Here is a 13,668-nt window from a genome sequence, read left to right as displayed (position 1 = left end):
TTGCTTTTTGTAGTCTGATAAGATCCTTGATTTTTTACTTCGTTTAGCCGCGCTCTGTATAAAAGACAGATATCGTACTTCAGCTCCTGTTGAAAAATCACTAACCTTAAGATTGTAAAAAGAATTAATCAAACGATTTACCTCATGAGATATTCCTTCACAAGATTGTCCATTCCCCCAGAAAAGACAAGAAAATAATCACAATGCCCACCACTGATAAAGTGACCAGTAGAGAATATTGACAACAATAGCTAGAGCTGACAGACTAGTCAAGACAGTCAGGTAGAGTCGGCTCTTACTCAGCCCTTTTCTTGCCTTGGTCAGAAGTGGGAAGACTGCACAGCCAGCCAGAATCAATCCCAGACCGGCAAAAACAATGTAGCGCCAGCTAGCTAAAAAGGTCAGATCACTGGTAGCAAATGTGTTAAAGAGGAGGAGGAAGTTTATAGCCACACCTACTCCAGCTAAAGAAGTTAGGTAAGTCCAGATACGAAGAGGTTTTGGTGTTTTAGATTGACCTTTTTTGAAGACCAAGCGGAAGAGATCCAGTCCGCCCCGTGCCAAAAAGAGAATGATACTGAAAACAATTCCGACTGCCGCTGAAATAAGCAAGGACCAGTCTTTCAGAATCTCGCTATCCTTGACTCTGAAGTTATCGCCATAGGAAGCTGTTACCTTAGTCTCGTCTCCACTACCGCTGACTACTGAAAAATTCTGACTCAAAAGCGGATTGTCCTTGGATTTCTCAACAAACTGAGTGTAAAGCAAGGTTCTGGAGATAGACATAGGACCACTGGCAAAGTAGCGAGCAGATCGGTAATTTCCAGACTGGAATTTGTCAAAGGTGGCTGAGTCTGTCTTTTTCTTAGGTCCAAAAACCAAGGCTGGCATTTCATAGTTATAAACCAACTCATGATCTTGATTCGTCATAATAGTCATACCTATACCATTTTTCAAGTCCAGCAGAATATAAGATGAGTAGCCAGTTGAGTTTCCTCCATGGCCAACAAGCGTCGTGCCGTACTCCCGTGTCCAAAATCCGTGCATATTGAGCGGCATATCCGTTCCTGGATAATTCGAGGTTGCCGTGTAAAGGGTTGTCCAAGTCTCAGCGTGCTTGAAAAGCTTTTCTTTCTTCAAAAGCGCTTGGGCAAACTTCTGGAAGTCAGCCAGAGTAGAGACGGCATTCCCTGCCGGGTAAAGTCCTAAATGAAAATAGCTAGTTCCCATAGATGTCCCGTCCGCCCGATAAGAGATTTGCTCCATCCGCTTCTGGTAAATCTTTGGATTTTCTTTAAAGTCGGCTGATAGAGCAGTGTCTTTCATTCCTAGTGGTTGGAAGATATGTTCATGGACATAGGCTGAGAAGTCCTGACCAGATATTCGCTCGACGATGTAGGCTGCCAGACTAGCAGAAAAGTTTGAATAGGCTGTCATGGTGCCGGGCTCGTAGGACTGTTCTGGCTGATTAACTGCCAGAATCTCCTCAATAGACAAGCCCTTATCTTCCTTGTAGGCATGGGTAGACTCGCCAAAGCCGGCCTGATGGTTCATGAGGTCTGTCATAGTAACGGGCTTGTCGTAGCGCAAAGTCTTCATAAATCCCTCTGGCAGATAGGTGCGAATGTCTTCGTCAAGGTCAATCTTACCCTCTTCCCAGAGCTGCATGACAGAGACCCAGATAGCTAGTTTTCCGACTGAGCCCCATTCAAAGACGCTGTTGTCGTCGGCTTTAATGCCTTTTTCCTTGTTCATATATCCAAAACTGCCTTGGTAAATAGTCCCGTCCTTGTCAAAAATGGTTGTTGCCATACCGGCTGTTGTCTTTTCATGTTCCTTGACAAAGTCTTGGATTTTCTGACCAATTTGGCTGCGCTCCGTGCCAGACGGTAACTTCTGCTCCTCAGCCAAGGCTGTAATTGGTCGGAAGAGTCCTAGAGTTATAATCGTTAAAAGTGTTAGAATAAATGATTTTTTCATGATATTTCCTTTCTATTTAGCTTCAACAATCGCATAGGCGATACTTCTGTATACCATTCGGATAAAAATTCTTAGCATATCTTTCTCCTTTCTTAAGCAATGATTTGCATCATCTAATCAAAAGTCACTGCTTCTACAGCCACTCTTGTCGCATCATCTTTCTTGACATGGTCCTGAATTTTTTGGCTAATCTGAATGACCGCCGTATTAGACTTCAAGGATTGCTCCATCGTCTTAGCTTGAGGCGTTTTTACTAGCCCTAAGCTTAGGACTGTCAAAAGCCAGAGAAATAACGTTTTTGGCACGGTTTCTTACTCCTTAGATACAATTTAAAATGACGACTGGAATCTATCCCATTCCAGCTCTTCTTATCCTTTACAAATTTTAGGCCTATTTGTATAATCATTTTATATATATAATTTTTATATACAAGACGATTATATATAATTTTCTGGTATATGTCAAATTTTTATATAATTAAAAAATTATATATCAAAATCAGCTTAAAAGCCTTGAAATCAATATCCTTAGAGGGTTTATAAAAATTTGCTCCAAAAATCTTTTAAAAATTTTTATTTTTTTGAAAGCGCTTGACGAATTTACTTTCTTCTGTTAGACTTAAAGCAGAACTATTTCGGAGGTACACGGAGACATGAAAAATTAAGTCTATTTTTTAAAGGAAACTTTATTTAGTAGATTTTGTCATGTTTCTGCATATCCGCGGGATGTTCGTTTTTTGTGCTTTCTAGCTTCTTTTTGCTTATCTTTAGGTCAATCCTGTCACTCCTATGACAGTGTAAGCTGGAAGCCTATGAACGAATAATCCTACTTAGACACTCCTGTGTCTGCTTTGTGCAACTAAAAACAGCTCTGCTAAATAAAGCAGGGCTGTATTTTGTGTTATAAAACGAAGGAGACATCTATGCTTCAAATAAGAAATCTAACCATTACCCATCTAAAAGACCTGAAAGAGTTAGTCAAAGATTTGTCACTGACTGTCAATCAAGGAGACAAGGTCGCTATTATCGGTGAGGAGGGCAATGGCAAGTCCACCCTGCTCAAGCTCCTACTAGACGAGCGACTGGTCAGTCCCTATGTCAGCTACAGCGGACAGATTGATAAGTCCTATACTGCTGCTGTCTACCTGCCCCAGCAGTTGTCTTCAGAAGATGCCCAACTGACGCTCAATGATTATTTCTTTGCTGATTTTGAGACCGAACTGGACTATGCCAAGCTCTACCGCTATGCTGGAGAGCTCAACTTTGACAGCCAGCGTTTTGCCAGTCAGCAGCAGCTCTCTAGCCTATCTGGAGGAGAAAAGCTCAAGGTCCAGCTCATCAAGAAACTAGCCAGTGATTGGGATATTCTCTTTCTTGACGAGCCCTCTAATGACCTTGACCTTGAGACTCTGACTTGGCTGGAAAACTTTATCAGCCACAGCCAGAGAACGGTCCTTTTCGTCTCTCACGACGAGCACTTTCTCGCTCAAGCTGCGACCAAGATTGTTCATCTGGAGCGAATCAAAAAGAAGCAGGAGGCCAGAACCAGCGCCAAGAGTCTGGACTATGAAAATTACCGCCATCAGCGTCAGGAGGCCTTTGAAAAACAGGGACAACTAGCACGGAAAGAGCGAGAAGAACACGCCAAGACCATGGAAAAACACCGACAGGTTAAGCAGAGTGTGGAGCATACTTTACGAAACACCCATGATGCTACTGCAGGTCGACTGGTGGCTAAGAAAATGAAAAACGTCCTCTCGCAGGGCAAACGATTTGAAAAGGCAGGTGCTGAAATGACAGAAATTCCGACACAGGAAGATGCCATCAGCCTTCACTTCTCAGACATAGAAGCTCTGCCATTGACCAAAAGAATCCTGAAATTAGAAGGAATGAAACTGGAAACTGACGAACAACAACTGGCGGAGAACCTGACTCTGGAGGTCTGTGGCCAGGAAAAAATCGGGCTGATTGGTGCTAATGGCGCAGGCAAGTCTACTCTGCTGAAGGAAATATGGAAGATCCTGCGTGAGCGGACAGACATGCGAGTAGGCTACATGCCCCAGCATTATGGTGACTTGCTGGCTGATGAGAGCAGTCCCTTGGACTTTCTGGCTCCCTCTGGCGACAAGTCCCAGGAGGAGAAAATCCTGACTCATCTAGCCAGTCTCCAGTTCACGCGCGACGAGGCCAGGCACCCGATTGGACAGCTTTCCGGTGGCCAAAAAGCCAAGCTCCTCCTGCTCAAACTAGTCTTAGACCGCCCCAATGTCCTCCTTCTGGACGAGCCAACCCGCAACTTCTCTCCCACCTCTCAGCCTCAGGTTCGCCAGCTTTTGGCGACCTATCCTGGCGCCATCATCGCTGTCTCCCACGACCGTATCTTTCTCAAAAAAGTCTGCCAGAAGATTTATCGACTTACGGAGACAGGGGTGGAAGAAGTTGAACTATAAGCAAAAAGAGTTGGAAAATCCAACTCTTTTAGTTTCATTTAGCATCAATCTTTGAACTTTAATAAAGCTCCCCTTCTACTCCTGCGCCGTCTGCATTTGGTAATAAACACCTCTGGCTGCCATGAGCTCCTGATGATTCCCATGTTCGACGATATCACCGTCTACCATGACGAGGATGATGTCAGCATTTTGAATAGTAGACAGGCGATGGGCAATGATGAAGCTAGTACGACCCACCATGAGCTTGCTGAAAGCCTCCTGAATCAAGACTTCTGTCCGAGTATCAATGGAGGAAGTCGCCTCGTCCAAGATTAGGATTTTAGGAACGGAAAGGAAGACACGGGCAATGGTCAAGAGCTGCCGCTGACCTTGAGAAAGGGAGTCCCCAGCATCCGCTAGGTAGGTGTCGTACCCCTGAGGCAGCTGCTGGATAAAGAAATGAGCATTGGCCGCCTTGGCAGCTGCAATAACCTCTTCTCGGCTGGCGTCTGGCCGGCCAAAAGCTATGTTGTCGTGAATGGTCGCCGTCTTGAGCCAAGTCTCTTGCAGTACCATACCAAACTGCTGACGATAAGAGGCTCTGGTGTAATGACTGATGGGAACATCGTCTAGCGAAATAAGACCACTGTCTACATTGTAAAAGCGCATGAGGAGATTGATCAGGGTTGACTTACCAGCACCAGTTGGCCCGACAATGGCGACCTTGCTAGCTGCCGGAATCCTTATATTCAAATCCTGAATCAGCTCTTTGCCGGAATCATAGCCAAAAGCCACATGCTCAAAGCTAATCTGTCCTTTGACATCTTCAGACTGGAGGATTTCCTGACCAGACTCCGCTATTTCTTCTTGATCCAAAACGCTGTAAATCCTCTCCGCACAAGCTAAAGCGCTCTGCAATTCTGACATGACTGACGAAATATCATTGAAAGGCTTGGTGTACTGGTTGACGTAGTTGAGGAAGGTCACCAGCTGCCCAACCGTAAAGCCTGTTCCCTGAATGATTCGTACAGCCCCAAAGCCCACAATCAAAGCATAGATCAGGGCATTGATAAAACGAGTCGAAGGATTAACCGTCGAAGAATAGAAAATAGCCGCCTGAGAATAGTCTGCATAGGTTTGATTACTGCGAGTAAAAGCTAAATCAAACTGCTCCTGAGCATTAAAAGCCTGGATCAGACTTTCTTGAGTCAAACTTTCCTCAATCAGCTGGGTCTGCGCTCCCCTCGCCTGCGTCTGCCGTTGGAAAAAGCTAAAACTCTTTTTGGCTATAAAGCGAGCTAAAAAAAGAGAAAGGGGCGTCAAAAGCAGAACCAAAAGCAAGAGGAAAAAGTCCAATCTGGCCATGCTAATGATGGTCACTAAGATGGTCAACAAACCCACAAAAAACTGATTAAAAACCATAAGCAAGCCATTGCTAAGCTGCTCCAAGTCAGTCGTCACCCGACTAACCAAGTCTCCGGTTCCCTGTCGATCCAGATAAGCCAAAGGCAGATAATGAACTTTCTTGATAACACCTTGTCGGAGCTGCTGGCTATAGCGATAGACCAGCTGATTATAGAGCAAGGGATTGAGCCACTGAATCAGCGTATTGGCTAAGATGACCAACAGCATCTGACCCAAAATCGGCAACAAATGCTGGTCCGCTTGAGGCAGAAGAACGCTATCGACCGCATTCCCGATTAAAACTGGGAGAAGAACAGTCAGAGCCACTTGAGCCACCGTTCCCAGACTAGCTAGGAGAAAAAGCCAGCGCGCCTGCAACAAATCGCGAGTCAAGCGCTTCAAGCTGCTAGGTGATGTCTTATGCTTCATGCTTGCCCTCCTCTCTTTAACTATGCTGTGAGTGATGGATTTCTCGGTAAATGGCAGAGCTGACTAAGAGTTCCTCATGGCGACCAAGGGCCACCTGCTCTCCCTTATCCAGCACTAAGATTTGATCCGCTGAGCGCAAGCCATTGGTCCGCTGAGAGATCAAGACCAGACTGGTCTCAGTCAATTCATTCTTAATAGCCTGCAGGAGTCTTGCCTCTGTCAGATAGTCCAGAGCTGAGGTCGCATCATCTAAAACCAAGAAAAGTGCCCTCCGCAAGACAGCTCTGGCAATGGTTAAACGCTGACGCTGACCGCCAGAAAAATTCCGGCCAAAGGACTCTACAGTCGCATCCAAGCCACCTTCCTTCTGAGAGACAAAGTCTGCCGCCTGAGCAATCTCTAAAGCCTGCCACAAGTCTGCGTCTGTTGGCTTAGTTGACAATCCTAAAGTCAGATTGGAGCGAACGGTTCCTTGGAAAAGCTCTGCCTTCTGAGGCACCAGACTAATCCAAGACCGCCATTCTCTGAGATTTTTAGGACTGCGTCCTTGGGAAAAGATGGTCAACTGACCAGCAGCCACAGGATAGAGGTGAGCTAGTAGCTGGACTAGAGTAGACTTACCTGAACCTGTCCCGCCAATAACTCCCAAAGTCTGACCTCTTTTCAAATCAAAAGTCAGACCAGTCAAGGCTGGACTAGCTGCATTTGGATAGGAAAAGCTGACCTGCTGGACTTTAATGGCTTGATCCGGCAGAGCTGTTTCCTGCACTAATTCCTGCAGGACATCTTCTTCTGCTTGCTCGAAGACTTGATTGATGCGGCCTGCGCTGATGTAGCTTTGATTGAGCGAGTTGACCAGCATAGCCAGCTTGAGCAATTCCACCAAAATTTGCAATAAATAATTAACCAAGGCCACTAGCATCCCCTGGGTCAGTAAGCCCTTGCCGATAAAGGTATTCCCCTGCCAAATCACAGCAATTAGGGTACCATTGACCGTGAGAAAGGTCAGAGGGCTAATCAGACTAGCCAGAGCTCCCGTCCTGATTTGCCAGGTTTTATAGAGCTCGTTGCGATTGCGAAAGGTCTGAACCTCGCGCTGGGTCTGACCGAAAGCTCGTATAACCCGAATGCCCTGCAGCTGCTCACGAGTCAGATTGACCAGTTGGTCTGTCAGCTGGCGAATTTTGGCATAGAGAGGATTCATCAGACGAGACATGAAAACGATAATAGCCGTTAAAATCGCCACCATGAGCAAGAACCACAAGGTAATGACCGGACTGATAGTAAAGGCCATGATGATAGAGCCAAAAACGATGATAGGCGCCCGCAGAAAGAGACGAAGAAATTGATTGATGCCCGTCTGGATCTGATAGGTGTCGCTCGTCAGCCGAGTCACCAAGCTAGAGGTCGTCAGCTCATCCCGACTAGCCTTGGGCAAACGCAGAATCTTTTGATAGAGGTCGCTTGTCATCTGACGAGTAAAGCCCACTGCCGCCTTTGACGAATAATACTGGGCCACCACTGCTACCACCACGCCCAGAGCAGCCAAGCCCATCAAAAGAAAAACCATCCAGTAGAGATGGGAGCTGTCGTGTCTAGGAATAGTCTCATCCACAATTCCCGCAATCAAAATCGGAACCAAGAGTTCAAAACTGGCCTCCAAGAGCTTGAACAAGGGCCCTAGCAAAGACTCCCTGATATATCCCTTGAAATATTTCAATAAATCTTTCATACTGCCTACTTCTCCATTAAACTGTATTTATTTTACCATAATTTTCAAAGGGTAAAAAATATTCTCCTTCTGACCAGCAGAAAGAGAACATTAAACTTAGACTTCTTGTAAGTTCTGGCTTATTTTCTTTAGACTCATATACAAAAATGGCGTTACAGCAAATAAGAAGCCGCCTAAAGCTATAAAAGTCCAGTCAAAGCCAAAGTAATCAATCAACCAGCCTGTCACAGGGAAAATGACAATCATGCTCAAGCTGAACATCATAGAATAAACACTGAGCATGGTCGCCCGTACTTCACTTGGCAGCTGCTTTTGCAAATCATTGTCAAAAATTGGCTGGAAAAGAGCATACAAGGCGTTGCTGATTAGATAAATCAAAATATAGATGACTGGTGTTCCAAAATAGGACAGCAGGTAGCTTGCTCCAGTTAGAAGAACCACTGAAGGAAAGAGTTTTAAGGCAGAATATTTCTTTCCAATCATACTCGCCAGATAGACCGCCAAGATATTCAAAGCACTGCCAATTAGCATGACTACCGAAATCTGCCAATCTTTTAAGTCAGGCAATTGATTTTGATAGTAAAAATAAAACATACACATCAGCGTTCCGATGATTTGGGACAGAATCATCCAGATAAAAAGGCTGGGATTTCTCTGCAACTCCTCTTTGACAGCCCAGATAATCTTTTTCATAGTCAGGCGTTCTGCTTTCTCTGCTTTGACACTTGGCTCCTTCAACATCCAGGTCAAGAAAAGAACGATGATAGAGGTGCCAATCATGATATAGTAGGTCAGATGCAATTGTCCATGGACAAAAAATCCAGCCCAGACCGTTCCCAAAGACCGGGTCGCTTCAGCCACCCCCGACATAAAACTGGAGATGGATAAGTAACGTTCCTTAAGTCCAGCCTCTAGAGAAGAATCATAAACCATGGCCGCACTTGTCCCCGAATCAAAATTATAGGACCAAGCGCTAATCACCATAGCCAGTGCATAAACCCAAAAGTTCCCCTGCCCGGCCAACATGAGAACAGAAGACACAATCCCAGCTATCCGGCTCAGATAAAGATTGGTCTTGTAGGAAAAGCGATCCGCCAACATCCCAGAAGGAATTTCACAGATGACACTAGTGGCATGAAAGATACTTTCCAAAAGCCCAATCTGCCAAAGTGACATGCCGTTTTGACTGAGAAATAAAATCCAAAAACTAGTAATGCCTAGAAAGGCAAAAAATTCTACTCCGGTCATAAGACCGATATTTTTCCGATAACTTCTTTTAAACATCTTTTCTCCTTTAACAAGTGTTTTTTAATTTCTATCCTTTATCACTTGTTAATCTGCTGTTTACATGACTCCTACCTCTTCTTTCTCTAAAATTCTATATTTGGATTATTTCATAGTTCATTGTTGAAAAAACGCCACATGGGCGTTTGAATCATTTTATGGTTTAATACGGTGCAGCATACGTGGGAATGGAATGGCTTCACGGATATGCTTAGTACCTGCTACAAAGGTTACCATACGCTCGATACCGATACCGAAGCCACCATGTGGAACTGTTCCATACTTACGAAGATCAAGGTAGAATTCATATTCTGTCGTATCCATACCAAGATCATTCATCTTAGCAACGAGGGCATCGTAGTCTTCCTCACGCATAGAACCACCGATGATTTCGCCGTAGCCTTCTGGAGCAAGCAAATCTGCACAGAGGACGCGGTCTGGATTTCCAGGAACAGGCTTCATGTAGAAAGCCTTGATAGCTGCTGGGTAGTTCACGACAAAGGTTGGTACACCAAAATGGTTTGAAATCCATGTTTCATGCGGTGAACCGAAGTCATCCCCATGCTCCAGATGCTCATAGTCAGCATCTTCATCATTCTCATGGGCTTGCAAAAGATCAATCGCTTCATCATAGCTAAAACGCTTGAAAGGCTCCGCAATATAGCGTTTCAAAAGTTCTACATCGCGTTCCAAGGTTTCCAAAGCTTGAGGAGCACGGTCAAGCACACCTTGGATCAAGGCTTTAACATAAGCTTCTTGCAAGTCAAGTGACTCATCATGCGTCAAGTATGAATACTCTGCATCCATCATCCAGAACTCCGTCAAATGACGACGAGTTTTTGATTTTTCGGCACGGAATACAGGACCGAAGTCAAAGACACGACCAAGAGCCATGGCACCTGCTTCCAGATAAAGCTGACCTGACTGACTCAAGTATGCTGGAGTTCCGAAGTAATCTGTTTCAAAGAGCTCAGTTGAGTCTTCTGCTGCATTTCCTGACAAGATTGGGCTGTCAAACTTCATAAAGCCATTCTTGTCAAAGAATTCATAAGTAGCGTAGATGATGGCATTGCGGATTTGCATCATAGCCACTTGCTTGCGAGAACGAAGCCACAAATGACGGTTGTCCATGAGAAAGTCCGTTCCATGTTCTTTCGGCGTAATTGGATAGTCATTTGACTCACCGATGATTTCGATGTCTGTGATGTCCAGCTCATAACCAAATTTTGAACGCTCGTCTTCCTTGACAATCCCTGTCACATAGACAGAAGTTTCTTGGCTAAGCTTTTTAATCGTATCAAACTTCGCCAATCCTTCTTCTTCGCCAAATTTCTCGATGAAGTTAGGCTTGAAGGCCACCCCTTGGAAAAAGGCAGAGCCATCGCGCAACTGCAAGAAAGCAATCTTACCCTTACCTGACTTATTGGCTACCCAAGCACCAATGGTCACTTCTTGACCAACATAATTTTTCACATCAATAATTGTTACTATTTTCTTTGACACGTTTTTTCTCTTTTCTATTTTTTATTCTTTATGACAGACTGCCTCGACATTATTACCATCTGGATCCAAGACAAAGGCTGCATAATATGATGAAAGGTTCCCCCGATAATTTGGCGCACCGTTGTCTTTTCCCCCTGCCTTTAAACCAGCCTCATAACAAGCTTGAACCTGCTCATGGTTTTCTGCCAAAAAAGCAAAGTGAATCGGAGACTGCTCTCCCTCCCCCAACCAAAAATCTCCACCAGGATGTGGGCTGTTGGGAGCAACAAAACTGAGTAGAGAACTACTTCTAAAAGCCAATTTGTAGCCTAGAGGAGAAAGAAAACTTGTATAAAAGTCTTTTGAAATTTGTAGATTCCTGACCTTTATCTCAAAATGATCAATCATATCTGCCTCCTAGATTGGTTGCTAAATGTCACTTTATTTCAAGACAAATCTTTTGGACATCTGTTCTATATTTTACCATAAAGCGATTGCAATAGCTATCCTTGAAGAGTCTAAATCTCAGAAAAATTAAAAAACCAGCCTCATAAAGGCTGGCGGATAACTCTCTCTGAATAAGAGGACTAATTTTTTGTTCCATATAGCAGTCGATCAACCATGTCATCATCATAGTTCAAGACTTTTTTCAGAGCTATCTTAAAACGCTGATCGCTGAGAATCTGACCTCCTGGACTCTGATCAATCGTCGCATAATTCCCCTCCCCATCCTGAGTAAAAGCTACAGTGAGCTCTTGGTCAGGGTCTTCACAAACATCTCTCCGAGGATCTTTTGAACTGGTAGACGGTCGAAAGTCCATTCTTTGAAGACGAAACGACAGTTCTTTATGAAAAGCCGCAATGTCCTTCTGACGATTGGCCACTGGCTCATGTTTGTCTAACCAAGTCAAAACATCTTCTTTTGTAATATATATCATTTTCCCCTCCTAAACCAAATCAAAGTTCGCCCTGTAAATGACCGTATCATAGCTTGGGCTAGCTTCTGACAGAGCTGCTTGAATGATATGGAGCACGCGCTGCTGTTGACCTTCAAAAGCCAAAGGCAGAAGCATATCGGAGACGTTTTTAACAATCACTCCCTTAGTGAATTCCCCATCTTCATAAGAAAAATCCTGCTGATGAAAGATTGTCTTGGTCTTAAATTCAATCACCTGTCCTTGCAAGATTAGCTTATAAGTCTTCTTCCAGTTGGTTCTGCCACCAAAGCGATAAAGAACCAGATAAATCCCCAAATCATGATCTGCAACCCAGTCGCCCGTCTCAAAGACTAGCTCGTCATCAATGCCAGCTTTCTTTAAAAGCTCAATTCCTTCTTCAGAAATCATCTCATGTACAAACTTCCAACTTCCTTCTTGGGGAAGAGTCGCTGTTCCCTCAGTCTCCTTCTGAGGGCTACTACTGACTTCTTTGTGGTGAACTCTTTTAGGGGTAAATTCTTCCTCCCAACTCAAATCCTCTTCAATGTCACTTACAGACCGCCTAGTCGGTAAAAAATCCAGACACTTTTCTAATAATCCCATATCCTATCTCCTCTTTATCTGTACTCCACGTGGTTTACTTCCCTTATCTTTGTATCATAATAAGGGTTAATCTGCGACAGGGCATGTTGAATCACTGTTACAATCTTGTCCTCTCGTCCTTTTAAAACCTTGGGAATCACAAGCTGGGAGATTGTTTCTGTTGATAGACCTTTTACACTTTGATTTTCCTCATTGCAAACTGGATATCTATCAGCCCGCTCTTCTTCTAGGCGAAATTCAAGCAAGTGCCCTCCGAGCATCATGGCTAAAACCTGATATTTTCCTTCCCCGATACGAAATTGCTTGACGCAGAGAAAAATTCCTCTCTTCTCATCCTCTAGTAAAAATGGCAGAGCCAGTTCTTTTTCTTCAATAGAAAAATCCTCGAGAAGCTTCTTCTCTCTTTCCCCTATTTCCTTTCTGATAAAACCCATTTTATCTCCTTTTGTACAAAATAATCTTCATCCCTATTATTACTTAAGTAAAAAGACCATGAGGAACACACTGCAAGTCGATAGAATGCAGGGCTAGACCAAATGGACTTCTTTTATTATACACCGAAACTCCGTCGTCTTCAACTAAATACTCCTCAAATTTTTAAGTCGTCAGGTGATTTCTATCAGGAAGTGACTTATACATAGTTAATCTAGCATTTATAGCTGCTATTTAATCAATAGGCGGATCATTCTTTACCTCTTCTTCTGTCTTCCAGTAGGTCATACTGCTCTTCTCAGTATCTACCTCCATCTTTTTATTAAGTCTAATATCGACTTTATAATAGGCGCGTTTAATTAAAAACTTTTGACTGTTCTCTGCAGAACCCCAAGTTCTACAAACCATCAAAAAACTTGCAGAGCCCTGTCCGGATATCTCTTCTTTAGTGTAAGAACCAGTAGCATTTGGGCGTTCTAAGATTCTCATATTTAAATTCATTTCTGGCTGATAATCGTTCAAATACCAGTCTATTCGGGCAGAGTCATTCTCATAATATTGGATACGGTAGCGATGACCTTTGGCTTGCAGACTATAGCCATTGGATTCGGAAATAGTGGTCCACCCCTGCTCTGAATCAACAACAGAACAAGCTGCCAATAAAACCAAACTAACTACCATAAATAGGAAAATTAATTGTCGTTTCATATCCTTCTCCTTTACTCCTGTTTGCAAGTTCCACCAGCTGCTATATTTTAACTGCTCCCAGCTTTTATTTTCTGAACAAAATCTTCTCAATTCAACCAGAAAATATGAAAGCAATCTTATGACATTCTATATTATTTTACCATTTTATCAAATTATTTGCCAATGCAGTTGAAGGGAATTGAAAAGGACGAATGCTGAGTTCATCCTTATCTATTGTTTATAAATCTTCGAAAGCAGTCTAAGATTGA

At 43.7% G+C, this 13,668-nt stretch carries 12 protein-coding genes; 1 reads left to right on the top strand and 11 read right to left on the bottom strand.

Features of this window, described 5'->3' with window-relative positions:
• Positions 1–198: 198 nt before the first annotated feature.
• Entirely contained in the window at positions 199–1,980 is a 1,782-nt protein-coding gene (locus RP262_RS08525) for a serine hydrolase (RefSeq protein ID WP_002895244.1), read from the bottom strand.
• A gap of 113 nt (positions 1,981–2,093) precedes the next feature.
• Complete coding sequence (locus tag RP262_RS08520; protein WP_124766133.1) at positions 2,094–2,285, bottom strand: hypothetical protein; 192 nt, start codon at positions 2,283–2,285, stop codon at positions 2,094–2,096.
• A 617-nt stretch (positions 2,286–2,902) separates the two neighbouring features.
• Here RP262_RS08520 and RP262_RS08515 point away from each other — a divergent pair.
• Positions 2,903–4,429 carry an ATP-binding cassette domain-containing protein gene (locus RP262_RS08515; RefSeq protein WP_311154857.1) on the top strand — a complete coding sequence of 509 codons (1,527 nt, stop codon included), beginning with the start codon at positions 2,903–2,905 and terminating at the stop codon, positions 4,427–4,429.
• Positions 4,430–4,504: 75 nt separating this feature from the next.
• On the opposite strand, the gene RP262_RS08510 is transcribed toward RP262_RS08515, so the two are convergent.
• The 9 genes from RP262_RS08510 to RP262_RS08470 all read right to left on the bottom strand — a co-directional run bounded on the left by RP262_RS08510 (position 4,505) and on the right by RP262_RS08470 (position 13,420).
• Entirely contained in the window at positions 4,505–6,241 is a 1,737-nt protein-coding gene (locus RP262_RS08510; RefSeq protein ID WP_311154856.1) for an ABC transporter ATP-binding protein, read from the bottom strand.
• A 16-nt stretch (positions 6,242–6,257) separates the two neighbouring features.
• Positions 6,258–7,973: an ABC transporter ATP-binding protein gene (locus RP262_RS08505; RefSeq protein WP_311154855.1), complete on the bottom strand. Its 1,716-nt coding sequence runs from the start codon at positions 7,971–7,973 to the stop codon at positions 6,258–6,260.
• A 96-nt stretch (positions 7,974–8,069) separates the two neighbouring features.
• On the bottom strand, positions 8,070–9,257 hold the full coding sequence (locus RP262_RS08500) for an MFS transporter (protein WP_311154854.1): 1,188 nt from the start codon (positions 9,255–9,257) through the stop codon (positions 8,070–8,072).
• A 156-nt stretch (positions 9,258–9,413) separates the two neighbouring features.
• Positions 9,414–10,760: an asparagine--tRNA ligase gene (asnS, locus tag RP262_RS08495; RefSeq protein WP_125356257.1), complete on the bottom strand. Its 1,347-nt coding sequence runs from the start codon at positions 10,758–10,760 to the stop codon at positions 9,414–9,416.
• A 21-nt stretch (positions 10,761–10,781) separates the two neighbouring features.
• On the bottom strand, positions 10,782–11,147 hold the full coding sequence (locus RP262_RS08490) for a VOC family protein (RefSeq protein WP_002906354.1): 366 nt from the start codon (positions 11,145–11,147) through the stop codon (positions 10,782–10,784).
• 179 nt (positions 11,148–11,326) lie between these two features.
• Positions 11,327–11,677 carry a hypothetical protein gene (locus RP262_RS08485; RefSeq protein ID WP_125356256.1) on the bottom strand — a complete coding sequence of 117 codons (351 nt, stop codon included), beginning with the start codon at positions 11,675–11,677 and terminating at the stop codon, positions 11,327–11,329.
• 9 nt (positions 11,678–11,686) lie between these two features.
• Complete coding sequence (locus RP262_RS08480) at positions 11,687–12,280, bottom strand: hypothetical protein (RefSeq protein WP_125356255.1); 594 nt, start codon at positions 12,278–12,280, stop codon at positions 11,687–11,689.
• Positions 12,281–12,294: 14 nt separating this feature from the next.
• On the bottom strand, positions 12,295–12,714 hold the full coding sequence (locus tag RP262_RS08475) for a hypothetical protein (protein ID WP_125356254.1): 420 nt from the start codon (positions 12,712–12,714) through the stop codon (positions 12,295–12,297).
• Positions 12,715–12,946: 232 nt separating this feature from the next.
• A complete protein-coding gene (locus RP262_RS08470) occupies positions 12,947–13,420 on the bottom strand; it encodes a hypothetical protein (protein WP_311154853.1) in 474 nt (157 codons plus the stop codon).
• Between the last annotated feature and the right edge of the window lie 248 nt (positions 13,421–13,668).

The organism is uncultured Streptococcus sp., from assembly GCF_963456385.1.
Taxonomy (GTDB): Bacteria; Bacillota; Bacilli; order Lactobacillales; family Streptococcaceae; genus Streptococcus.
The sequence above is the reverse complement of the archived record's forward strand: the minus strand, read 5'-3'. Positions and strand labels throughout refer to the sequence as shown.